19 protein-coding genes and 3 tRNA genes are annotated in these 22,009 nt (G+C 61.4%); 9 read left to right on the top strand and 13 right to left on the bottom strand.

Annotated elements, in window-relative coordinates; all coding sequences use genetic code 11:
• Positions 1-4: 4 nt before the first annotated feature.
• The 4 genes from ACF8FG_RS01730 to rimO all read right to left on the bottom strand — a co-directional run bounded on the left by ACF8FG_RS01730 (position 5) and on the right by rimO (position 3,290).
• Complete coding sequence (locus tag ACF8FG_RS01730) at positions 5-466, bottom strand: DUF1456 family protein (protein WP_010952343.1); 462 nt, start codon at positions 464-466, stop codon at positions 5-7.
• A 49-nt stretch (positions 467-515) separates the two neighbouring features.
• Positions 516-1,226, bottom strand: a complete 711-nt coding sequence (locus ACF8FG_RS01725) for an rRNA pseudouridine synthase (protein WP_010952344.1) — start codon at positions 1,224-1,226, stop codon at positions 516-518.
• A gap of 119 nt (positions 1,227-1,345) precedes the next feature.
• Positions 1,346-1,801, bottom strand: coding sequence for a GNAT family N-acetyltransferase (locus ACF8FG_RS01720; protein ID WP_014589984.1), 456 nt, complete (start codon positions 1,799-1,801; stop codon positions 1,346-1,348).
• A gap of 157 nt (positions 1,802-1,958) precedes the next feature.
• Positions 1,959-3,290, bottom strand: coding sequence for a 30S ribosomal protein S12 methylthiotransferase RimO (gene rimO, locus ACF8FG_RS01715; RefSeq protein ID WP_004576169.1), 1,332 nt, complete (start codon positions 3,288-3,290; stop codon positions 1,959-1,961).
• 235 nt (positions 3,291-3,525) lie between these two features.
• On the opposite strand from rimO, the gene ACF8FG_RS01710 reads away from it, so the two are divergent.
• Positions 3,526-5,436 (top strand): potassium transporter Kup, encoded by a 1,911-nt coding sequence (locus tag ACF8FG_RS01710; protein WP_019438840.1) that lies wholly within the window; start codon positions 3,526-3,528, stop codon positions 5,434-5,436.
• 48 nt (positions 5,437-5,484) lie between these two features.
• On the opposite strand, the gene ACF8FG_RS01705 is transcribed toward ACF8FG_RS01710, so the two are convergent.
• The 5 genes from ACF8FG_RS01705 to ACF8FG_RS01685 form a co-directional block, all read right to left on the bottom strand.
• Entirely contained in the window at positions 5,485-6,777 is a 1,293-nt protein-coding gene (locus tag ACF8FG_RS01705) for a virulence factor family protein (protein WP_019438839.1), read from the bottom strand.
• Positions 6,777-9,419 carry a bifunctional lysylphosphatidylglycerol flippase/synthetase MprF gene (mprF, locus tag ACF8FG_RS01700; protein ID WP_318079004.1) on the bottom strand — a complete coding sequence of 881 codons (2,643 nt, stop codon included), beginning with the start codon at positions 9,417-9,419 and terminating at the stop codon, positions 6,777-6,779. The genes ACF8FG_RS01705 and mprF overlap by 1 nt, the downstream gene beginning before the upstream one ends.
• Positions 9,420-9,679: 260 nt before the next feature.
• Positions 9,680-9,756: transfer RNA gene (locus ACF8FG_RS01695), tRNA-Met, on the bottom strand.
• Between the two features lie 134 nt (positions 9,757-9,890).
• Positions 9,891-9,967: transfer RNA gene (locus ACF8FG_RS01690), tRNA-Met, on the bottom strand.
• 134 nt (positions 9,968-10,101) lie between these two features.
• Positions 10,102-10,178: transfer RNA gene (locus ACF8FG_RS01685), tRNA-Met, on the bottom strand.
• Between the two features lie 221 nt (positions 10,179-10,399).
• Between ACF8FG_RS01685 and dinB the strand changes: the two genes are divergently transcribed.
• Positions 10,400-11,458 carry a DNA polymerase IV gene (gene dinB / locus ACF8FG_RS01680; protein ID WP_162470265.1) on the top strand — a complete coding sequence of 353 codons (1,059 nt, stop codon included), beginning with the start codon at positions 10,400-10,402 and terminating at the stop codon, positions 11,456-11,458.
• A 26-nt stretch (positions 11,459-11,484) separates the two neighbouring features.
• Here the strand turns inward: dinB and ACF8FG_RS01675 are convergent, their stop codons facing one another.
• The 3 genes from ACF8FG_RS01675 to ACF8FG_RS01665 all read right to left on the bottom strand — a co-directional run bounded on the left by ACF8FG_RS01675 (position 11,485) and on the right by ACF8FG_RS01665 (position 15,618).
• Entirely contained in the window at positions 11,485-12,438 is a 954-nt protein-coding gene (locus ACF8FG_RS01675) for a hypothetical protein (protein ID WP_014589989.1), read from the bottom strand.
• Positions 12,439-12,458: 20 nt separating this feature from the next.
• Complete coding sequence (locus ACF8FG_RS01670; protein ID WP_014589990.1) at positions 12,459-14,174, bottom strand: proline--tRNA ligase; 1,716 nt, start codon at positions 14,172-14,174, stop codon at positions 12,459-12,461.
• A 160-nt stretch (positions 14,175-14,334) separates the two neighbouring features.
• On the bottom strand, positions 14,335-15,618 hold the full coding sequence (locus tag ACF8FG_RS01665) for an OprD family porin (protein ID WP_019438836.1): 1,284 nt from the start codon (positions 15,616-15,618) through the stop codon (positions 14,335-14,337).
• Between the two features lie 691 nt (positions 15,619-16,309).
• Here ACF8FG_RS01665 and ACF8FG_RS01660 point away from each other — a divergent pair.
• Positions 16,310-16,729: an HIT domain-containing protein gene (locus ACF8FG_RS01660; protein ID WP_014589992.1), complete on the top strand. Its 420-nt coding sequence runs from the start codon at positions 16,310-16,312 to the stop codon at positions 16,727-16,729.
• A gap of 1 nt (position 16,730) precedes the next feature.
• Positions 16,731-16,937 (top strand): SlyX family protein, encoded by a 207-nt coding sequence (locus ACF8FG_RS01655; protein WP_012051473.1) that lies wholly within the window; start codon positions 16,731-16,733, stop codon positions 16,935-16,937.
• Positions 16,938-17,058: 121 nt separating this feature from the next.
• Here the strand turns inward: ACF8FG_RS01655 and ACF8FG_RS01650 are convergent, their stop codons facing one another.
• Entirely contained in the window at positions 17,059-17,652 is a 594-nt protein-coding gene (locus ACF8FG_RS01650) for a cold-shock protein (protein ID WP_014589994.1), read from the bottom strand.
• Positions 17,653-17,933: 281 nt separating this feature from the next.
• On the opposite strand from ACF8FG_RS01650, the gene ACF8FG_RS01645 reads away from it, so the two are divergent.
• The 5 genes from ACF8FG_RS01645 (at position 17,934) to ACF8FG_RS01625 (ending at position 21,994) form a co-directional block, all read left to right on the top strand.
• On the top strand, positions 17,934-18,407 hold the full coding sequence (locus ACF8FG_RS01645; protein WP_003254783.1) for a Dps family protein: 474 nt from the start codon (positions 17,934-17,936) through the stop codon (positions 18,405-18,407).
• 211 nt (positions 18,408-18,618) lie between these two features.
• Positions 18,619-18,948, top strand: a complete 330-nt coding sequence (locus tag ACF8FG_RS01640) for a ribbon-helix-helix domain-containing protein (RefSeq protein ID WP_014589995.1) — start codon at positions 18,619-18,621, stop codon at positions 18,946-18,948.
• 94 nt (positions 18,949-19,042) lie between these two features.
• On the top strand, positions 19,043-19,264 hold the full coding sequence (locus ACF8FG_RS01635) for an FmdB family zinc ribbon protein (RefSeq protein WP_003254776.1): 222 nt from the start codon (positions 19,043-19,045) through the stop codon (positions 19,262-19,264).
• A gap of 93 nt (positions 19,265-19,357) precedes the next feature.
• The gene (gene aspS / locus ACF8FG_RS01630; protein WP_004575741.1) at positions 19,358-21,133 is read left to right on the top strand and encodes an aspartate--tRNA ligase; all 1,776 of its coding nucleotides are present in this window, start codon (positions 19,358-19,360) and stop codon (positions 21,131-21,133) included.
• A 114-nt stretch (positions 21,134-21,247) separates the two neighbouring features.
• Complete coding sequence (locus ACF8FG_RS01625) at positions 21,248-21,994, top strand: YebC/PmpR family DNA-binding transcriptional regulator (RefSeq protein ID WP_014589996.1); 747 nt, start codon at positions 21,248-21,250, stop codon at positions 21,992-21,994.
• Positions 21,995-22,009 lie beyond the last annotated feature (15 nt).

Raw genomic sequence — 22,009 nt, 5'->3', positions numbered from 1 at the left:
CCACTCAGCCGCGCACGCGCAGGGTCAGGCCCTTGAGGAAGTTGCGCATCAACTGGTCGCCACACGGGCGGTAGTTGTCGTGGCCAGCCTTGCGGAACAGCGCGCTGAGCTCAGGTTTGCTGACCGGGAAGTTGACCGACTTGAGAATCGCGTGCAGGTCGTCTTCCTTGAGCTCAAAGGCCACACGCAGCTTCTTGAGGATCAGGTTGTTGGTTACCGGCAGCTCGATCGGCTGCTGCGGGCGGCTCTCGTCTTTGCCACGGCGGTAGATCACCAGGCCGTCAAGGAAGTGCGCCATCACCCGTTCCGGGCAGCGTACGAAGCCTTCCTCTTCTTCTTTTTTCAGGTAGGTGGCCAGCACCAGAGGATGCACTTCAAGGCCAGAGAGCCCGATGATTTCGGCCATCTTGGCGTCGTTCACCTTGAGCATGTAGCGCAGGCTGCGCAGGACGTCGTTGTGGTTCATTGCAGCAGAATCCTGTTCAGGTGCCGCGCGTTCCAGCGCGGCGTATTGCTTAGAAACGTTCGGAGGTAGCCAGGTAGCGCCATTGGCCCAAGGGCAGCTTGCCCATCGACACACCACCCAGGCGAATGCGTCGCATGCCTAAAAGCTCCAGGCGCAGGTAGGCGCATAGCTCGGAAATCTGCCCTGGTTGTGGGTTTTTCAACACCATGCGCAGGTGTGTCTCGTTCTGCCAGCTGGCCTTGGCCTTGGGCAACTCGCGGTCGTTGCGCATGGCCCCACGCGCCAGGCGTTCCAGCGCCTGGGGGGTGGTTTCGCCGCGCACTTCAATGATGAACTCCTGCTCCAGGCGACGCAGGTCGGCCTCGATCTTGCGGGATACCCGCCAGTCCTGGGTAAACACCTGCAGGCCGCTGGCGCCACGCTCCAGCGGTGCCACGCAGGCCTGCCGGGCAAAATGCCCGTGCAGGGCGCGCACGCCTTCGCGATGGGCCTCGCTGAGGCTGCCCATGTTCATGCTGGCGCGGGCGTCTTCACTGTCCATACCGGCTGGCTGGTTCAGCAGCAGGGTCACCGGCTCCAGGGTTTCGGCACGGGCGCCCGGCAGCAGCTCGACGCGCTGCTGCTCAACCTTGAACTGCGGCTGCTCGACCACCACGCCATCGACCGTTACCCAGCCTCCTTCAATGTACTGCTCGGCCTCGCGGCGGGAGCAGCCGAGCTGCTCGATGAGGCGTTTGGACAGGCGGACGGGTTCAGACATGGGGCAATTCGCAAGGCAGGGAAAGACCTCCATTGTACCTGCCTGCAAGCGGTAGATGATGGGAATCTGTGTCAGATGCGCCATTTTGGACACATAGCGCGGCACATTCAGGCGCCGCCTCAAGGCACTGTGCGCATCAGCCTCATGTGCAGCAGAGGAAAGGGCTGGCCCAGGCCGTCGGTTTCCGAGCGGCCGATGACCTCAAAACCTTCATGCAGGTAGAAGCCCAGCGCTTTCGGGTTCTGTTCGTTGACGTCAAGGTACTCGGCATTGAGTTCGCTGATGGCATAGCGCAGCAGGCGCTTGCCTACCCCTTGGCCACGGTAGCCAGGTGCGACGAACAGCATGTCCACCCGCCCGTTGGCGACACCGGCGAAGCCACAGATGCGCTGGCGGTCCTTGCAGCAGATCAGCATAACTGCGTCGAGATACCGGCGCAGCACATGTTCGCGCAGTAGCAGGATATAGCCCTCTGGCAGAAAGTCGTGGGTGGCGCGTACCGAGTCCTCCCACACTTGTACCATCTCGCTGTAGTCGCTCAAGCGCGGAGTTTGTAGCGTCAGTAGCGCAGCCATGCCGGTGTTCCTCTGGGGCCATAGGGAAAACATAGCAGGCCAACCACTCGTCGAGGGGCGTCCTGATGCTGTTCCACGCGTTCTGACAAAAAAGCCCCTGCGCCGGTCATTCCCTATGGAGAACGCCGGGGCAGGGGCTTTGCAGGCTTCAGCCGTTTTAGATGGGTTCAGCCCACATGTCGTACTCGTCGGCATCTACCACACGGCAACGCACTTTGTCGCCTGGCTTGAAACCATGGTCGCCATCGATGAACACGCTGCCGTCGATTTCCGGTGCATCGAAGAAGCTGCGGCCAACCGAACCTTGTTCCTCGACTTCGTCGATCAGCACGTCGATTTCCTTGCCGATGCGCAATTGCAGGCGGGCAGCACTGATGGCCTGCTGGTGGGCCATGAAGCGGTCCCAGCGCTCTTGCTTGACGTCGTCCGGTACTTCGGCCAGGCCCAGGTCGTTGGCCGGGGCGCCTTCCACCGGCGAGTACTGGAAGCAGCCCACGCGGTCGAGCTGGGCTTCGGTCAGCCAGTCCAGCAGGTACTGGAAGTCTTCCTCGGTCTCGCCCGGGAAGCCGACGATGAAGGTGGAGCGGATCACCAGCTCAGGGCACTGCTCGCGCCAGTTCTTGATGCGCGCCAGGGTGCGGTCTTCGAAGGCCGGGCGCTTCATCGACTTGAGCACTTTCGGGCTGGCGTGCTGGAACGGGATGTCCAGGTACGGCAGGATCTTGCCGGCAGCCATCAGCGGGATCACGTCGTCAACGTTCGGGTAAGGGTACACGTAGTGCAGGCGGACCCAGGCGCCCAGGCTGCTCAGTGCTTCGCACAGCTCGAGCATGCGGGTCTTCACCGGGCGGCCGTTCCAGAAGTCGGTCTTGTACTTGACGTCGACGCCGTAGGCGCTGGTGTCCTGGGAAATCACCAGGATTTCCTTCACACCGGCCTTGACCAGGCGCTCGGCCTCGCTCAGCACTTCACCCACCGGGCGGCTGACCAGCTTGCCGCGCATCGACGGGATGATGCAGAAGCTGCAGCTGTGGTTGCAGCCTTCGGAGATCTTCAGGTAGGCATAGTGGCGCGGGGTCAGCTTGACGCCCTGTGGCGGCACCAGGTCGATCAGCGGGTTGTGGTCCTGACGCGGCGGCACCACTTCGTGAACGGCGTTGACTACCTGCTCGTACTGCTGCGGGCCAGTGACCGACAGCACGCTTGGGTGCACGTCACGGATGCTGCCTTCCTCGACGCCCATGCAGCCGGTGACGATCACCTTGCCGTTTTCCTTGATGGCTTCGCCGATCACTTCCAGCGATTCGGCCTTGGCGCTGTCGATGAAGCCGCAGGTGTTGACCACCACCACGTCGGCGTCCTCATAGGTGGGTACGACTTCATAGCCTTCCATGCGCAGCTGGGTCAGGATGCGCTCGGAGTCGACCAGGGCTTTTGGGCAACCCAGGCTTACGAAACCTACCTTGGGGGTGGCGGGCGTGGTGGACATGACTAACCTCGGTATTGAATGCAGGTCGCCCGGCCGGAATCGGGGGCGAACTTGACGGGCGCTTTTGGCGCCTCTGATCAAAAAGTGCGCAATTCTAGCGAGCGCAAGGGCGCTTGACCAGCAGAAATACGACGAACGCTGCGCTATGCTTCGCGCCGTTGCGCCGGGGTACTTTCCAGGGCCCGGTGGCAGAGGGATTACCAAGGGCCGTGATGGCCGTTTGCGGGAGTGGTCGATGGTTCAGGCAAGCAGTCACGCTGAGAGCGGGCACGAGGGGAAGCAGGGGGCGTCGCGGTCGGTGGGCCTGCTGGTGGCGGCGGTCGGGGTGGTTTATGGCGATATCGGCACCAGCCCTTTGTATACCCTCAAGGAGGTCTTTACCGGCGGCTACGGGGTGTCGGTCAACCATGATGGCGTGCTGGGGATCCTGTCGCTGATCCTGTGGTCGCTGCTGTGGGTGGTGTCGTTCAAGTACGTGATGTTCATCTTGCGCGCCGATAACCAGGGGGAGGGCGGCACCATGGCGCTGACCGCACTGGCGCGGCGGGCTACGGCGGCGTACCCGCGGCTGCGCACACTGATGGTGATCTGTGGCTTGATCGGCGCTTCGCTGTTCTATGGCGACAGTATGATCACCCCGGCGGTGTCGGTGCTGTCGGCGGTGGAGGGCATGGGCCTGGCCTTCGACGGCATCGACCATTGGGTGGTGCCAATTTCGCTGGTGGTGCTGGTGGCGCTGTTCCTGGTGCAGCAACATGGCACTGAGAAGATCGGCAAGCTGTTTGGTCCGATCATGGTGACCTGGTTCGTGGCGCTGGGCGCGCTGGGTGTACATGGCATCTCGCAGAGCCCGGAAGTACTCAAGGCTTTCAACCCGGTCTGGGCAGTCAACTTCTTCGTGGTGCACCCCGGTATTGGCGTGGCCATTCTGGGTGCGGTAGTGCTGGCGCTGACCGGTGCCGAGGCGCTGTACGCCGACATGGGGCACTTTGGCCGCAAGCCGATTGCCCGGGCCTGGTTCATCCTGGTGCTCCCGGCGCTGGTGCTCAATTACTTTGGCCAGGGTGCATTGCTGCTGCAAAACCCGGAGGCCGCGCGCAACCCGTTCTACCTGCTGGCGCCGGGCTGGGCGCTGCTGCCCTTGGTCGGGCTGGCCACCATGGCCACGGTTATCGCTTCGCAGGCGGTGATTTCCGGGGCCTTCTCCCTGACCCGTCAGGCCATCCAGCTGGGCTACATCCCGCGTATGCAGATTCAGCACACCTCAAGCGACGAGCAGGGGCAGATCTACATTGGTGCAGTGAACTGGACGCTGATGGTGGGTGTGGTGCTGCTGGTAATCGGCTTCGGGTCCTCGGGCGCTCTGGCGGCAGCCTACGGGGTTGCAGTCACCGGTACCATGCTGATGACCACCATCCTGGTGTCCGCGGTAATGCTGCTGCTGTGGAAGTGGCCGCCGCTGCTTGCAGTGCCGATTCTGGTCGGCTTTCTGTTTGTCGACGGGCTGTTCTTCGCCGCCAATGTGCCGAAAATCGTCCAGGGTGGTGCCTTCCCCGTGTTGGCCGGTGGTGTGCTGTACCTGCTGATGAGCACCTGGAAGCGCGGCAAGCAGATTCTGGTCGAGCGCATCGATGAAGGGGCGCTGCCATTGCCATTGTTCATCAGCAGCATCCGCATTCAGCCACCGCACCGGGTCGAGGGTACGGCGGTGTTTCTGACTGCACGCTCCGATGCCGTGCCGCATGCGCTGTTGCACAACATGTTGCACAACCAGGTGCTGCACAGCCAGGTGGTGCTGCTGACTGTGGTCAGCGAGGACCGGCCCCGTGTGCCGGAACATGAGCGTTTCGAGGTGGAAGCCTATGGCGACGGATTCTTCCGGGTGTTGCTGCACTTTGGGTTCATGGATGAGCCGGACGTGCCTGCCGCGTTGAAGCTGTGTCATCTGGATGGCCTGGACTTCACGCCCATGCGCACCACTTACTTCCTCAGCCGCGAGACGGTGATCGCGTCACGGCTGGAGGGGATGTCGCGCTGGCGGGGCAACCTGTTCGCGTTCTTGCTGAAGAATGCCAACGGCAACTTGCGCTTCTTCAACCTGCCGTTGAACCGGGTGATCGAGCTGGGGACCCAGGTCGAGATCTGAATGGGTTTATGCAGCAGGGTCGGGGCCGCAGAGCGGCCCTGAGCCTTGTCAGTTCTGCTCAGCTACGCTGGACTTGCCTTGGCGCGTCTCGATCTCGCCAATCAACCGCTTGGCGAGTGCCGGGTAGTTCTCGTCGAAGTGGTGCCCGCCAGGCAGTTTCAGGCGCTCACCTACTGCTGTCTTTTCCGTGCAACCGCTCTCGTCGGTTTCCTCGACGCCATATACGCACACGACCTTGGACGCTGGCAGCTTGGCCATTTCCGGCCCGGTTGGCGCTTCCTGGCCTTCCTTGCCCAGCCAACCCTCGACCTCGATCTCGAAGCTGCCACTGCGCGCAAAGGCTAGCAGCATCACCGCATCGATACGCTGCTGGTCCTCGACGGGCAGGCGGTTGTAGATCGCCGGCAGCACGTCGGCGCCGAACGAATAGCCCGTCAATACGAAGCGCTTGGTACCCCACTTCTGCCGGTAGTGATGCATCAGCTCGGAAAGGTCGGCGGCGCTTTGTTCCGGGGTCTTGTGCTGCCAGTAGTAGCGCAGCGTGTCGATGCCCACCACCGGGTAACCCAGCTTGGCCATTTCCCCGGCCACGTCGCGGTCCAGATCGCGCCAGCCGCCATCACCAGAGAGGAACAAGGTAACCGTGTCTGTGGTTTGCCCGGCCGGCACTTCGACCACCGGGATGGCCAGTGCGTTACCGTCGCGGCCGACCAGGGCTTGGGTCAGTTGCGCCTTGAGCACTTGTGGCAAGTGGATGTCGTAGTCGCTGATGCTGGTTTCGGCGTTGGCCTGGTCGCGCACGAAGGCGGCGCTGGCGTCATCCGGGTTGTCGTTCCAGGCGACGTTCCAGTGGCCATGGGCAGCCGATTTGGGCAGCGGTGCCTGGCAGCCAGGCTGTTCGAGGGTGAAGCCCACGGAAATGGCTCGCGCCTTGTCATCGTTCTGGCTGGCCAGCCAGCGCCAGGCCTGGGCGGCACCGGGACCGATACCGGCGACCAAGGTCGGTTTTTCCTGCAGTTGGGTCAGCGCCTGGTCCATGGCCTGTTGCTGCTTGCTGCAATCGCCAGGCGGCAGAATCACCTGCACCAGCTGGGCTTCACCGGCCTGGCTCAGGTCGAGCAGTTGCTTGCCCGTCAGTGCCTGGTCTTGTGGCACGCCGATGGCCACCCGGGCCTTGAGGGGCACGCCAGGGGTAACACGGGTGATGCTGGTGTCATTGATGCTCATTTGCTCCAGGCGTGCCTCGGGGGCCGGGCGCGTCCACAGCCAGAAGGCCAGCGCACCACCCAGGGCGGCCAGCAGCAGGGGAGCCAGCAGATACAACCAAAAGCGTCGGGTCATCAGCGTTTCACCAATCCAGTCAGGCCGCCTGCAATCAGGGCGGCGGTGTCGGCCAGTGCCACCAGCGGGTCGAGCCCGGCTGGCACAGCCATGTAGCGGGGTTCCCAGTCCGGCTGAAACTTGTCCTTGAAGCGTCGAAGCCCCTGGAAGTTGTAAAGCTGTTCACCACGGCGGAACACCAGCGAACCCAAGCGCTGGGTCAAGGGTGCGCCGCGCCTTGGTTGCAGGCCGGACAGCGGTACCATGCCCAGGCTGAAACGCCCGTAGTCATGGCTTTTGTAATGCAGGATCAAGCCGATCATCATGAACTCCATGGTCAGCTTTGGCGCATCGGGGTGCGCACGCATCAGGTCGAGGCTGGCCAGTTCGTTTCCATGGGTTTCCAGCAAGTTGGCGAACGCTACCGGGCGGCCCTGGAAGCGAATCAGGGCTATGCGGAAGTGCTGCAGGTAGTCTGGGCTGAAGCGCCCCAGCGAGAAGCCTTTCTCGCGCACGTTCTTGCCGCCGAGCCAGGCGTCGGAAATTTCCTTCAGCTCAGCCAGCGGGGCGTGGCCGGGCTCATGGATCTCCAGGCTCAGGCCATCGCGTCCGCCGCGGTTCCAGGTGTAGCGCAGGTCTTTCATCTCCTTGCCTTTGGCTTCAAGGTCGAAGCGGCGCAAGTCGACCCGGGCTTCTTCACCGAGCTTCAATGCGGTCAGGCCGATGTCCATGTAGAACGGCAGGTTCTCTGCGCGTACCTGGTAGAACACGGGGCGTGCGTGGTGCAGGTCGCACAGATCGCGGAACTGCCAGATCATCTCGGCGCGTTCCTGGGCCGGGCCTATCGGGTCGTACAGCGCCACCAGGCTGCGGCCGCGCCGGGCGTACATGAGGAACGCGTTACCACGCGGGTGGAACAGCAACGCCTTGTCGCCAGTCAGCGCCAGGCCGCCGTCGGGTTGGTCGGAGGCCTGCAGGATGCGGTTGGCGCGTTGCAACTCTTCTTCGTCAGGCAGGTGGATCACGGGCGGCGCTGTGCGCAGCAGCCACGTCAGTGCCACGGCAGCCAGCAGCAAGGCACTGCCCATGGCGGCGCGCAGGCCCCGTGGCGCGTCGGCATCGAGGGTGAACTGCCACCACAGCTGATGGCTGTAAGGCACATCCTGGTAGGCGAACAGCAGAAGCCACACTGATGCGCCCACCGTACAGGCGCTGGCCACCAGGAACACCGGCGAGAAAGGTAGCTCCAGCAGACGGCTGGGGCGATAGAACGAGCGGCGGAACAGCGCGAGCAGGGCGGCGGTAAAGGTCAGCAGGCAAGCCTCTTCCCAGTCAAAGCCCTTCAATAGCGACAGCAGGGCGCCGACCAGCAACAGCACGGTGGTCAGTAGCCAGGCGGCGGACAGGCGCCGGCGCAGGCCTTGGGCCAGCAGCAGGCATAGCACACCGATCAGGCTGGCGCCGAAATGAGAGGCATCGATCAGCCGGTGTGGCACCAGGAAGCCCATATGCTCCAGACGCGTATCTATCTCGGGCGTGGCACCGGAAAACAGCAGCACTACGCCGGACAGGAACACCAGAATCGACAGGATCGGTGCGGCCAGACCCGAAGCGGCCTTGATGGCCTGTTGCGCAAACAGCAGGCGTCGGGCTTCATTGGCCAGCAGCCACACGCAGGCCAGCAGCAGTGGCAGTACCACATAGATCAGCCGGTACAGCAGCAGGGCCGCCGCCAGCGGTGCGGCACCTAGCTGGTCGGCAAAGGCCGCCAGCAGGATCGCTTCGAACACCCCGACGCCGCCTGGTACGTGGCTGAGCACGCCCGCAGCCAAGGCCAGCAGGTACACCAGCACGAACGCGCCGAAAGGAGGGGCTTCGGGCAGCAACAGGTAGAGCACGGTGGCAGCCGCCGCCACATCCAGCGCGGTAATTAGCAATTGCAGGGCCGCCAGGCGTGCATCCGGCAGGCGAAGTGTGCGCCGGCCCAGTTGAACGAGCAGGTTATTGGCCGCCGGTTGCTCGGCCAGGCGTCGGCGGTACAAGCCAATTGCCAGTAAGGCAGACACCACCAGCACGGCGCTGGCAACAGCTGCCAGCAGACTGGGCGCCAACCCGAGCGCTGTCGAGGCCGCCGGCAGGTTGCTCAATGTCGCCAAGGCGGCCAGGGGCGGCAGCGCGCAGCCCAGTGACAGGCTGGCAAACACGGTCATGCGTGCGACTTCGCCAGCACCAAGCCCTTGCCGTGCGTACAGGCGATAGCGAACCGAGCCGCCAGAGAGCATCGACAGGCCGATGGCGTTGCCGATGGCAAAGGCGCTGAAGCCGCCCAGTGCCAAGCTGCGTGCTGGCAGTTTCACGCCCGCATAGCGGCTGGCCGACCACTCGTAGCCCAACAGGATCACAAAGCCGATCACCGTTGCCAGCAAGGCGCCGAGCAGTGACTGGGTTGGCACGCTGAGCATGGCATCGTGCAAGGCATAAATGTCCAGCTCGCTCAGCAGGTGGCGGCAGGCAATCAAGGCCATCGTGAACAGTAACAGGGTCACCATCAGGCCTATGGGCTGGCGGTAGCGACTCAGGCGTTCGAGTAAGGGCAGGCGCTGCACAGCACCGGGTAGCGCCGTAGCGAGTGGCACCGGAGGTTCGGGATTGTGCGAAGTCATGAGTTGCCCCGGGCATGCAGCGCGAGGTGAAGGAAAGGTGCGGCCAAGTGAGAGTCCCTTAGGAAAACGTATCCAATGTTACTCCGGCCTCAGGCGTTTGCAGCGGCTTGGCAGGGTTAAAGATAGTTCATCCTGGGCACGACACCTCAAGCCTGCGGGTTGGCATGAGGGTAGGGAAAGTCGAGGCGACAAAAATCAGGGAGGCATAAAGCAACAAACCCCGCGCTGCATTACACAGGCGGGGTTTGTTCTGACGAATATGGTTGCGGGAGCCGGATTTGAACCGACGACCTTCGGGTTATGAGCCCGACGAGCTACCAGGCTGCTCCATCCCGCGTCAGTGGGGCGGATTCTACAGTGTGTAGTGTGTATGTCAAGCGCTAGGCTTTGATTTGTCGAAGTTTTTTCGAAAATGCTTATCAGCAGGCAAAGAAAAAGGCCACTGTGTTAACAGTGGCCTTTTCTTGAATCTGGTTGCGGGAGCCGGATTTGAACCGACGACCTTCGGGTTATGAGCCCGACGAGCTACCAGGCTGCTCCATCCCGCGTCAGTGGGGCGGATTCTACAGCGTGTAGTTTATATGTCAAGCGCTAGGCTTTGATTTGTCGATGTTTTTTCGAAAAAGCTTTTTAACGGGCAAAGAAAAAGGCCACTGCGTTAACAGTGGCCTTTTCTCGAATCTGGTTGCGGGAGCCGGATTTGAACCGACGACCTTCGGGTTATGAGCCCGACGAGCTACCAGGCTGCTCCATCCCGCGCCTGTGAGATCGAATTCTACGGATTTACGCACTGATGTCAAGCAATTGTTTTGGAAAAACCTTTTTTGTTCAAACCCTTAGCGCTTCATGGCCGTGTACAGCTCAGTCACGGCGGGGCTTTCAGGCCGATTATCGTGTAGCAAAGCAGGTGAGCTGTTTCAGAGCAGGGCGCATGCGATACTATCTGTATGAATTTACAGTGCTGACGGTCGTCCATGTCCTTGCGCAAGATCATCCACGTCGACTGCGATTGTTTCTACGCTGCGATCGAGATGCGTGACGACCCGCGCCTGGCCGGTCGCCCCATGGCGGTGGGGGGCTCGCCCGACCATCGCGGGGTAATCGCCACCTGCAACTATGAAGCACGTGCCTATGGCGTGCGCTCGGCCATGTCATCGCGGCATGCGCTGAAGCTTTGCCCCGACCTGTTGATCGTCAAGCCGCGCTTCGAGGCCTACCGTGAGGCCTCGCGGGAAATCCACACGATCTTTCGCGACTACACAGAGCTCATCGAGCCTTTGTCCCTGGACGAAGCCTATCTGGATGTAAGCGACAGCCAGTGGTATTCGGGCAGCGCCACGCGCATTGCCGAAGATATTCGCCGGCGTGTTGCCCGCACCCTGCATATCACTGTGTCGGCTGGCGTGGCGCCTAACAAGTTTCTGGCCAAGATCGCCAGTGACTGGCGCAAACCCAATGGGCTGTTCGTGATTACCCCAAATGAAGTGGAAACGTTCGTTGCAGCCTTGCCGGTGGCCAGGTTGCATGGGGTGGGCAAGGTGACGGCCGACAAACTGACGCGGCTGGGCATCGAAACCTGCCTGCATTTGCGTGAGTGGTCACGGCTGGCATTGGTGCGCGAGTTCGGCAGTTTTGGCGAGCGGTTGTGGGGGTTGGCGCGTGGGATCGATGAGCGTGCGGTGCATAACGACAGCCGACGCCAGTCGGTGAGTGTGGAAAACACCTACGACACCGACCTGCCAGACCTGGCCAGTTGCCTGGCGCGGCTGCCAGAGCTGCTGGCTAGCCTGAACGAACGCATCGCCCGAATGGACAGCAGTTACCGGCCAGACAAACCGTTCGTCAAGGTCAAGTTCCATGACTTCAGCCAGACCACCATGGAGCAGGCCGGGGCGGGCCGGGACCTGGAGAGTTATCGGCAATTGCTGGGGCAGGCGTTCGCCCGTGGCGGCAAGCCGGTACGCTTGCTAGGGGTAGGGGTGAGGTTGCGTGACTTGCGGGGCGCGCATGAACAGCTGGAGCTGTTCCCGTCCAAATGAAAGGGGCTGCAATGCAGCCCTTTCTGTCAATGCACGCCTGGATCAGCCACCAACCGGCCAGTGGCCTTGGTCAGCGACTGCAAGAATTCCTGCTGCAGCTCCGGATCGTTGCGGGTCAGCTCGATCAGGCTCTGTTCCATTTCACTGGCTTCCTCTTCAAGGCCCAGTTCGGACAGGCGCTTGACCCGGTGCACCCACTGGCCGACATCATCATCTTCGAGGTCATCGAAGATCAGCTCATGGGCTTCGAGCAGCTTATTGCGCAGGGTGGCGCTGACCAACAGGCTGGCATCGCCTCGTACCGCATTGTCCTCGTCAAGTACTTGCAGGTGCAGGGTGCCGACGTGGTTGAGGTTCTGCTCGGAGAACGGGCTGTCGAGCAGGTTCAGGCGCAGCACGCCGTTGCGGTCGGTGGTCAGCTCGTGGGTCATCTTGCCGGCCTTGACCTCGACCAGGCGCTCGCTCCAGGGCAGGCTGATGGATTCCTCGCGCTTGCCTTTCTGCACTTCGCTGATCCCGGCCAGGTTCTGCTGGGCGCGGCCGTTGGATGGCACGTTCATGAACGGGTTGAGCCCATCCACGCCATAGCTGAGCCAGTCGTGGGTGATACTTTGCGGCAGGTTACCCAAGGCGAAGACGTTGACCACATTGGCGCCGACTCCCGCCACCACGGCCACTGCACCCAGCGGGATCTCATAGATCTCCCGCCAGGGTTGGTAAGGCGTGTAGCGGTCATAGCGACGGGTCACTTCGAATTCGGTGACTTCGAAGCGCTTTTGCTCATGCACGCGCACACGTCGCTGCGGAAGCTCCATCACCTTCGGCTCGCCGACATCGATCTGCAGGGTGTGCTCGAGCAGTTTGCGCTCGACGCGCTCCTCATGGTCGCTGCGCTGGGACATCTGGTTGGCGCAGCCGCTGACGAGCAGGGCGCCGCACAGTGCGGCGCCCCCAAGGGTAAAGGTACTTCGCTTGTACATGATCACTCGTGCATTGGTTATCAGCGGCGAACGCGGGCCTGCAGGAAGGTCAGCACTTCATTGAGCGGCAACGCCTGGGCGTCCTGCTCGGTGCGGTGCTTGTACTCCAGGTTGCCTTCGGCCAGGCCGCGATCGCTGACGACGATGCGGTGCGGGATACCGATCAGCTCCATGTCGGCAAACTTGATGCCTGGGCTGGTCTTCTTGTCGCGGTCGTCCAGCAGCACTTCATAGCCGGCGGCAGTCAGTTCGGCATACAGCTTGTCGGTTGCTTCGCGGACCACGTCGGTTTCGTAGCGCAGTGGGACAAGGGCAATCTGGAATGGCGCCAGGGCGTCGTTCCAGATGATGCCCTTGTCGTCATAGCTCTGCTCGATGGCAGCTGCAACCACACGGGACACGCCAATGCCGTAGCAACCCATCGACAGCACGACCGGCTTGCCGTTCTCGCCCAGCACCTGGCACTTCAGCGCCTCGCTGTACTTGGTACCCAGCTGGAAGATGTGGCCCACTTCGATGCCGCGCTTGATAACCAGGGTGCCCTGGCCGTCAGGGCTCGGGTCGCCCTCGACCACGTTACGCAGGTCGGCGACTTGTGGAACCGGCAGGTCGCGCTCCCAGTTCACACCGAAGTAGTGCTTGTCGTCGATGTTGGCGCCAATGCCGAAGTCGCTCATCAGGGCAACCGAGCGGTCGATGATGATTTCCAGTGGCAGGTTGAGCGGGCCGAGCGAGCCGGCGCCGGCGCCAATGGCGTCGCGCAGTTCGGCTTCGGTGGCCATGACCAGCGGGTCGGCAACCTGTTCCAGCTTGGTGGCCTTGATTTCGTTCAGTTCGTGGTCGCCACGGACGATCAGGGCAATCAGCTTGCCCTCTTCGGCACCGCGTACGATCAGGGTCTTGACGGTCTTTTCGATCGGCAGGCCGTGGTTTTCCACCAACTGGGCGATGGTCTTGGCATTCGGGGTGTCGACCAGGCGCAGCTCCTCGGTAGGGGCAGGGCGTACGGTTTCACGCGGGATGGCTTCGGCCTTCTCGATGTTGGCGGCGTAGTCGGAGCTGTCGCTGAAGATCACGTCATCTTCGCCAGACTCGGCCAGCACGTGGAACTCGTGCGAGTAGCTGCCACCGATCGAGCCGGTATCGGCCTGCACTGGGCGGAAGTCCAGGCCCAGGCGGGTGAACACATTGGTGTACGCCTGGTGCATGCGATCATAGGTTTCCTGCAGGGAAGCCTGGTCGGCATGGAACGAGTAGGCGTCCTTCATGATGAACTCGCGGCCACGCATCAGGCCGAAGCGCGGGCGGATCTCGTCACGGAACTTGGTCTGGATCTGGTACAGGTTGAGCGGCAGCTGTTTATAGCTGGACAGCTCGTTACGGGCCAGGTCGGTGATCACTTCTTCGTGGGTAGGGCCGACGCAGAAGTCACGCTGGTGGCGGTCTTTCAGGCGCAGCAGCTCAGGGCCGTATTGTTCCCAGCGACCGGATTCCTGCCACAGCTCGGCGGGCTGGATGCTCGGCATCAGCACTTCCAGGGCGCCGGCGGCGTTCATTTCCTCACGCACCACGGCTTCGACCTTGCGCATTACCCGCAAGCCCATCGGCAGCCAGGTGTACAGGCCGGAGGCCAGTTTGCGGATCATGCCGGCACGCAGCATGAGCTGATGGCTGATGACCACTGCGTCGGCAGGGGTTTCTTTCTGGGTGGCGAGCAAATATTGACTGGTGCGCATGGTTAGCCGTGTCGATTGCCTAAGACGTTGAAATAGCCCCGTATTGTACGGGGGGGAAACGAAGGCGTACAGGATGCCCCAGGGCGTGACACTTGTCAGCCAAGAAAAAGCCCGGCGTGATTGCCGGGCTTTTTCAGGTGCGGGGCACTGCAAGCCAGGCTTACAGGATGCTCAGCGGGTACTCCACGATCAGGCGCAGTTCGTCGATCGATGGGGAACCGTAGTACACGCCATCGCCCGAACGGTAGGTGGCCTGACGTACGCGGAAGCTCAGGTCCTTGGCCGGGCCGCTCTGCATCACGTACTTGACGTCGATGTCGCGTTCCCATTCCTTGCCGCTGTCGGTGGTGCGGGTGGTGGCACCGGTACCGCTAACGTAGCGGGTCATGAAGGTCAGGCCAGGTACACCGAACTCGGCGAAGTTCAGGTCGTAGCGCGCTTGCCAGGATTTTTCGTCTTCGGCGTTGAAGTCGGAACGGGCAACGGAGTTGGCCAGGAAGACGGTGCCGCCACCGTCCACGCCGTAAGCGTAATCACCGTCGCCGCTGACTTTCTGGTAGGCCAGGGTGAAGGTGTGGGCGCCAACGTTGTAAGCGGCCGACAGGCTGGCTGCGATGTTGTCCAGCTCATTGGTGCCGTCGGACTTGCTGACGTAGGCGCCGGTCAGGTTGTTGCCAATCGACTTGGTGTCATAGATGTTGAAGTCGAACACCAGGCCTTGCTTGTCGCTGATCGGCAGCGCCCAGTTGATGTTGCCGTACCACTTGCGGAAGTGATCTTCGATACGCGAGTAGTAGACGCTGGTGCTGAGGCTGTCGGTAATGGCGTAGGTGCCACCAAAGACGTTGGCTTCAGTCAGGTTCAGGCTGTCGTGGTAGGTCTGAGCCTGGGCGTTGAGTGCGGTGAAGTGACCGGCATGCAGGGTCAGGCCATCGATTTCGTTGCTGGTGATCAGGCCGCCTTCAGCCACTTCCGGCAGCAGTCGGCTGTCGTCGGTAGCCAGTACTGGCAGGGCGGTGAACTGGTCGCCGAACTTGAGCACGGTGTTGGAAATGCGCATTTTCACTGCGCCGCCGCCTTCGGAGTAGTCGTCTTGCGAGCGACCGTCGGCACCTGTCGGGAACAGGCCGGTGCCGGCGCGGCCTTTGCCGCTGTCCAGCTTGAGGCCCAGCATGCCGATGGCGTCGACACCGAAGCCTACGGTGCCTTGGGTGAAGCCCGATTCGAAGGTGCCGAGGAAGCCAAGGCCGGTTTCTTCAACGCGGCTCTGGGAGCCAGGCGCGTTGTTACGGAAGTCACGGCTAAAGTACAGCATGCGGGTCTTGACGCTCAGCTTGCTGTCTTCGATGAAACCTTTGGACTCGTCCTGTGCCGAGGCCATTGCCAACTGCGAGGTCCCTGCCGAAACGGCCAGGGCGATCATGCTCCACTTCATCACGCGCATCGTGATTTGCTCCTTTGGTTTTTAGGAAGAGTACCGCTGCGTCCAAGTCTTTTAGTTATATGGGGCAGCTCTTTCTTTTTATGTCGGCGAAAATGTATAGCACGCAGACTGTTGTTGGCGATATGGCTATAAGCACTCTTTGCGGAACTTTTTCACCGTGTCGCTTTTAAGTATTTCCATGTCGCAAATCACGCCCCGGTTCAGGGGCCGTATAACCTCAGCGCTGTTCCTGGCACCGTAACGAATCTGTAACCGCCGATTCCGGTTGAGGAAACTCCCTGGTAACCCATGTCGCTGTTGTTATTTGTCGCGTACACCTGCTACTGCAGATGTCGTGCCGACTTGGCGTGAAGGGAATGCAACAAGCGTGCTCAAAATTCGCAACAGTTCATGAAATTTTCACAAAACCTGCTACCGAGGGTCGGAAAGTCCCGTAAATGCGGGACGAAGGCTGCTTGTGTGATTTATGCGATCGAGAATCATTAGAAATTAAAAACTTGCCTTTAGAGTCAAAGTGTTACCGCAACTTGTTCATCCAGCATCGTTTGTGGGGTGGTCAGTGTGGGGAAGGCGGGCAGGTGGCCTCATTTTGGTGCGAAAAGTAGCGCTGTGTTACCGGGAGTGTGCAAGGTATCCTTGCTGGCCTGTTTTCCGCCTGAAGCGGGATGGTATTGCCTGAAGGAGATATGCCGTGTTCGTCCTCGATTCGCGTTTGCAGCAGGATTCGCTGGTGTTGGGAGAGTTTCCGCTGTGCCAGTTGCTGCTGAGCAAGGATGCCAATTACCCATGGTTCATTCTGGTGCCCAAGCGCGCTGGTATCAGTGAGCTGTTCGAGCTGGATGTGGCAGAGCAACAGCAGTTGTGGCAGGAAACCACCTTGTTGGCAGAGGCGTTGAAGGCCAGCTATGGGGCCGACAAGATGAACGTGGCTACGTTGGGCAACGTGGTCAGCCAGTTGCACATGCATGTGATTGTGCGCCAGCGCGACGACGCCGCATGGCCGGCACCGGTATGGGGCAAGTGTGCGCCTGTGGGCTACACCGATGATCAACTGCAAGCTGTTCGCCAGCGCCTGCGCGGGCTACAACTTGCTGGATACCAAGAGGCCTGAGATGACACTGGAAATGCGGATGGTCGAACTGGAAACCCGTCAGGCGTTTCAGGATGACGCTATCCAGGCGCTGAATGACGTGGTGGTGGAGCAAGCGCGGGTGATCGAGCGGCTGCAATTGCAGATGGCCGAGCTGATCAAGCGTCATGAAGAGATGGTTGGCCAGTATGGCAGCGAAGGGGAAGAGGCCCCGCCTCCTCATTATTGAGTTGTTCCAGGCTGCTATCGCCGGCAAGCCAGCCCCCACAGGTATGATGCTGCCTTCAGGGGCAGCACGGCCCTTGTGGACGCTGGTTTGCCGTTGATAGCGTCGGCCGGTCAGCCGTTGGTCAACGGCGGTTTACTGCAACCACGTCTTCGGCCTGCAGGCCCTTGTCGCGGTGCATCACCGAAAACTCCACGCGCTGGCCTTCGACCAGAATGCGGTGGCCCTCACCGCGGATGGCCCGAAAGTGCACGAAGATGTCATCGCCCGAGTCTCGGGAGATGAAACCAAAGCCTTTCGATGTGTTGAACCATTTGACGGTGCCGGTATCACGGTTGCCAGCATCTTGTGTCACGTGTTGAGTGCCGCGTGCCTTGCGCGGGCTGCGGGCAAAGCCCACGGCCAGATGCACGGCCACGGCCAGCGCCGCACACACCAGGGCTGCCAGGTTGCCCATTTCGGGGCGGGCCAGTAGCGTCAGGGTCTGCAGCACGACGGCGACTACCAGCAGGGCGCAGGCCAGGTGCTGCAGTTGTTGTCGCGCGCCGCGATGATACAGCGGCACGACCGGGGCCAGCACAAGGTTGAGCAGGCCGAGCAGGGCCAGGTAGACCGCGTCGGGTTGTTGCAGGAAGGGTGTCGCATCGGTTTTCAGGCTGGGTATGAGCGATAGCAGCAAAGCTGCCACGCCCGTCACCAGATGGACGATCTTGAACATGGGGTTGGCTCACTGTTGATAAGGCCGATCACAGGAAGAGCTGGCAGCACGGTGCGCATGAGATATAGGGCGCGAACACGTGGCAGGCCAGCCTATGCACCCGGCAATGACAATCCGCACGGGTGGCACTGTGCCTATTTAACAGTAAAGCTGCAGCCTACTCAAACCGCAGGCCGCCCAGTGGGCGATGTATTGCGCCATGTCACATGCGGCATGCGACAAGTGTTGCTACAGTGGTCGGCGACCGCTTGAGTCTCAAGCCTTATGGAAAGGGGAGCTTCATGGCAATCGATATCGGTATCAGTGAAGAAGATCGCAAGTCCATCGTCGATGGGCTGTCCCGCCTGTTGTCGGATACCTACGTGCTGTATCTGAAAACCCATAACTTTCACTGGAACGTCACCGGCCCGTCGTTCCGCACCTTGCACCTGATGTTCGAAGAGCAGTACAACGAACTGGCGCTGGCAGTCGATTCGATCGCCGAGCGCATCCGTGCCTTGGGCTTCCCTGCACCGGGTTCGTATGCATTCTATGCACGGCACTCGTCGATCAAGGAGGAGGAAGGCGTCCCCCCGGCAGACGAGATGATCCGCCAGTTGGTTCAGGGGCAGGAGGCCGTGGTACGCACTGCGCGCAGCATTTTCCCTGTGGTGGACAAGGTCAGTGACGAGCCGACCGCCGACCTGCTGACGCAGCGCATGCAGGTACACGAGAAAACCGCCTGGATGCTGCGGGTACTGCTCGACGGCAAGTAACCGTTGCTCAAGGCGGAAAGCTTGCGCAACCCCTGTGGGAGCGGGCACGCCCGCGAACACCGGCGTAGCCGGTGCCATTCACCGCATTTTCTGCTCCCACAGGCTCCGCCTGGCAATCTGGTATTTGCGAAGGAACATTTTGCCGCTGCTTTAAGCTCGCCCGTCAGCGCTTCATAGGTCACCTGGTACCTGTGACGAGGAAGTGTGGCGCATGATGCAAGCGAGCAAGCGTAGGGCTGGCCAGGGCAGCTGGCCAGGAAAACAGTGTATTGACCCGTTCAAGGCGGACTTCGACATGTTGCAGACGCAGCCGGTGTCACGTTCCGTGCGGCTCAACGGCTTTTCTACCTGTCTGCGCCTGGAGGCTGTCTACTGGGGTATCCTTGAGCGCATCGCCGCCGCCAACCGTTGCTCGGTCAGTGCCGTGTTGTCCTACGTGGACCGTGAGGTGCACCTGCGCCAGGGCGGAGTGCGCAATTTCAGCGGGCTGATCCGGGTAATCTGCGTGGCGTGGCTGCAGGACCCGCCAAGTGCGCGCTGATCGCCAGGCGGGCTGCGCAGTGCTTGCTAACCATATATAATCCCGCTTTTTGCTGCCCCCCGGCAGCCAGCGTTATGGTTGACGAGAGACACCCATGCCCCTTTATGACTATCAATGTGCGTCCTGCGAGCACCGCATGGAAGTGCTGCAGAAGATCAGCGCCGCGCCGCTGACCGATTGCCCGGCCTGTCAGGCGCCGGCACTGAAAAAGCTGCTGTCGGTGCCAGGCTTTCGCCTGAGCGGTAACGGTTGGTACGAAACCGACTTCAAGACCGGGGCGAAAAAGAATCTGGCAGGCGGCGACAAGGCCGACTGAGTTGAATGCTGTGACCGGGTCTTGCAGTATTAGCCCTCCGGGCGGCCAAGGCCTCCACCGAATACACGAATCACGAGAAGCGAAACCACCATCATGATGCGCAGCCATTATTGCGGCCAACTGAACGAGAGCCTGGACGGCCAGGAAGTCACCCTTTGCGGCTGGGTCCATCGTCGCCGCGACCACGGCGGGGTGATCTTCCTCGACATCCGTGACCGCGAAGGCATGGCCCAGGTCGTGTTCGACCCGGATCGCGCCGAAACCTTCGCTGCCGCCGACCGTGTGCGCAGCGAATACGTCGTGCAGATCACCGGCAAGGTCCGCAAGCGTCCTGAGGGTGCAGTGAATGCCAACATGGCTTCCGGTGCCATCGAGATCCTCGGCTACCAGCTGAACGTGCTCAACGAAGCGGAAACCCCGCCGTTCCCCCTGAACGAATACTCCGACGTCGGCGAGGAGACCCGCCTGCGTTACCGCTTCATCGATCTGCGTCGCCCGGAAATGGCCGACAAGCTGCGCCTGCGCTCGCGCATCACCAGCAGCATCCGTCGCTTCCTCGACGAAAACGGCTTCCTCGACGTCGAAACCCCGATTCTCACCCGTGCCACCCCGGAAGGCGCGCGCGACTACCTGGTGCCAAGCCGTACCCACGCCGGTAGCTTCTTCGCCCTGCCGCAATCGCCACAGCTGTTCAAGCAGCTGCTGATGGTCGCTGGCTTCGACCGTTACTACCAGATCGCCAAGTGCTTCCGTGACGAAGACCTGCGTGCCGACCGTCAGCCGGAATTCACCCAGATCGACATCGAGACCAGTTTCCTCGATGAAAGCGAGATCATGGGCCTGACCGAAAGCATGATCCGCAAGCTGTTCAAGGAAGTGCTCGACCTGGAATTCGGCGAGTTCCCGCACATGACCTTCGAAGAGGCCATGCGCCGCTACGGCTCCGACAAGCCAGACCTGCGTATTCCGCTGGAACTGGTCGACGTTGCCGACCAGTTGAAGGATGTCGACTTCAAGGTGTTCGCCGGCCCGGCCAACGATCCGAAGTGCCGTGTTACCGCCCTGCGTCTGCCAGGTGGTGCCAGCATGCCGCGCAGCAAAATCGACGAGTACACCAAGTTCGTCGGTATCTACGGTGCCAAGGGGCTGGCCTACATCAAGGTCAACGAGCGCGCCAAGGGCGTCGAGGGCCTGCAGTCGCCTATCGTCAAGAACATCCCTGAGGCCAACCTCAACAACATCCTCGACCGCGTTGGCGCCGTAGACGGTGACATCGTGTTCTTCGGTGCCGACAAGTTCAAGGTGGTCAGCGAAGCCCTGGGTGCGCTGCGTATTCGTCTGGGTCACGACTTCGAGCTGCTGACCTGCGAGTGGGCGCCGATGTGGGTCGTCGACTTCCCAATGTTCGAAGAGAACGAGGACGGCAGCTTCACTGCATTGCACCACCCGTTCACCGCGCCGAAGTGCACCCCGGAAGAGCTCGAGGCCAACCCGGCCACTGCCCTGTCCCGTGCCTACGACATGGTGCTGAACGGTACCGAGCTGGGTGGCGGTTCGATCCGTATCCACCGTAAAGAGATGCAACAGGCGGTATTCCGTCTGCTGGGTATCGAGGCGGAAGAACAGGAAGAGAAGTTCGGCTTCCTGCTCGACGCTCTGAAGTTCGGGGCACCGCCTCACGGTGGCCTGGCGTTCGGTCTGGACCGTCTGGTCATGCTGATGACCGGCGCCCAGTCGATCCGTGAAGTGATCGCGTTCCCGAAAACCCAGAGCGCTGCATGCGTCATGACCCAGGCCCCTGGCATGGTCGACGCCAAGGCCCTGCGCGAGCTGCACATCCGACTGCGTGAACAGACCAAGGTCGAGTAAGCAGTCCTCGGGCGCATCCACATGGATGCGCCTTTGCGTTTCAACGCAGGTTTTTTCCCGTCCCGCCCCGTCATGGGGCGGGGCCGTTTGTGATTCAAAGGATTCGGAGTCGTTATGGCTGGTCATTCCAAGTGGGCGAACATCAAGCACCGCAAAGAGCGCCAGGATGCCAAGAGGGGCAAGGTCTTCACCAAGTGGATCCGTGAACTGACGGTCGCTGCCAAGCAGGGTGGCCCTGATCCGGCATCCAACCCACGTCTTCGCCTGGCCCTGGACAAGGCGTTGGGCGCCAACATGAGCCGCGACATCATCGATCGCGCCGTGGCCCGTGGCGCTGGCACCAATGAAAGCGACAATGTCGAAGAGCTTAGCTACGAAGGTTACGGCCCGGGTGGCGTGGCGATCATGGTCGAAGCCATGACCGACAACCGCAACCGTACCGCCGCGGCCGTGCGTCATGCCTTCACCAAGTGTGGCGGCAACCTGGGTACTGACGGTTCGGTGGCCTACCTGTTCGAGCGCAAAGGCCAGATCAGCTTTGCCCCGGGCGTGGAAGAGGACGCGTTGATGGAAGCGGCAATGGAGGCCGATGCCGACGACGTGGTCGCCAACGACGACGGCTCGTTCGACGTGTTCACCTCGTTCAACAGCTTCTATGCCGTGCGTAATGCCTTGGAAGAGGCAGGCTTCAAGGCCGCTGACGCGGAAATCGTCATGCAGCCGACCACCAGTGCCGAGCTCGACCAGGACGGTGCCGAAAAGGTGCTCAAGTTGATCGACATGCTCGAAGACCTGGACGACGTGCAGAACGTCTATTCCAATGCCCAGATTTCCGACGAGATCATGGAAAGCCTCGGCTAAGGTGATTTGGCATTT

The organism is Pseudomonas sp. YQ_6 (genome assembly GCF_043103245.1).
GTDB classification, from domain to species: domain Bacteria; phylum Pseudomonadota; class Gammaproteobacteria; order Pseudomonadales; family Pseudomonadaceae; genus Aquipseudomonas; species Aquipseudomonas alloputida.
The sequence above is the reverse complement of the archived record's forward strand: the minus strand, read 5'-3'. Positions and strand labels throughout refer to the sequence as shown.

What these genes read in the sequence shown, in the direction of transcription:
- ACF8FG_RS01635 (WP_003254776.1), top strand. Translation starts at nt 19,043, where the DNA reads ATGCCCCTTTATGACTATCAATGTGCGTCCTGCGAGCACCGCATGGAA.
- ACF8FG_RS01650 (WP_014589994.1), bottom strand. Translation starts at nt 17,652, where the DNA reads ATGTTCAAGATCGTCCATCTGGTGACGGGCGTGGCAGCTTTGCTGCTA.
- ACF8FG_RS01640 (WP_014589995.1), top strand. Translation starts at nt 18,619, where the DNA reads ATGATGCAAGCGAGCAAGCGTAGGGCTGGCCAGGGCAGCTGGCCAGGA.
- mprF (WP_318079004.1), bottom strand. Translation starts at nt 9,419, where the DNA reads ATGACTTCGCACAATCCCGAACCTCCGGTGCCACTCGCTACGGCGCTA.
- ACF8FG_RS01645 (WP_003254783.1), top strand. Translation starts at nt 17,934, where the DNA reads ATGGCAATCGATATCGGTATCAGTGAAGAAGATCGCAAGTCCATCGTC.
- ACF8FG_RS01720 (WP_014589984.1), bottom strand. Translation starts at nt 1,801, where the DNA reads ATGGCTGCGCTACTGACGCTACAAACTCCGCGCTTGAGCGACTACAGC.
- aspS (WP_004575741.1), top strand. Translation starts at nt 19,358, where the DNA reads ATGATGCGCAGCCATTATTGCGGCCAACTGAACGAGAGCCTGGACGGC.
- ACF8FG_RS01725 (WP_010952344.1), bottom strand. Translation starts at nt 1,226, where the DNA reads ATGTCTGAACCCGTCCGCCTGTCCAAACGCCTCATCGAGCAGCTCGGC.
- ACF8FG_RS01675 (WP_014589989.1), bottom strand. Translation starts at nt 12,438, where the DNA reads ATGTACAAGCGAAGTACCTTTACCCTTGGGGGCGCCGCACTGTGCGGC.
- ACF8FG_RS01665 (WP_019438836.1), bottom strand. Translation starts at nt 15,618, where the DNA reads ATGCGCGTGATGAAGTGGAGCATGATCGCCCTGGCCGTTTCGGCAGGG.
- ACF8FG_RS01625 (WP_014589996.1), top strand. Translation starts at nt 21,248, where the DNA reads ATGGCTGGTCATTCCAAGTGGGCGAACATCAAGCACCGCAAAGAGCGC.
- ACF8FG_RS01670 (WP_014589990.1), bottom strand. Translation starts at nt 14,174, where the DNA reads ATGCGCACCAGTCAATATTTGCTCGCCACCCAGAAAGAAACCCCTGCC.
- ACF8FG_RS01730 (WP_010952343.1), bottom strand. Translation starts at nt 466, where the DNA reads ATGAACCACAACGACGTCCTGCGCAGCCTGCGCTACATGCTCAAGGTG.
- ACF8FG_RS01705 (WP_019438839.1), bottom strand. Translation starts at nt 6,777, where the DNA reads ATGACCCGACGCTTTTGGTTGTATCTGCTGGCTCCCCTGCTGCTGGCC.
- ACF8FG_RS01710 (WP_019438840.1), top strand. Translation starts at nt 3,526, where the DNA reads ATGGTTCAGGCAAGCAGTCACGCTGAGAGCGGGCACGAGGGGAAGCAG.
- rimO (WP_004576169.1), bottom strand. Translation starts at nt 3,290, where the DNA reads ATGTCCACCACGCCCGCCACCCCCAAGGTAGGTTTCGTAAGCCTGGGT.
- ACF8FG_RS01655 (WP_012051473.1), top strand. Translation starts at nt 16,731, where the DNA reads ATGACACTGGAAATGCGGATGGTCGAACTGGAAACCCGTCAGGCGTTT.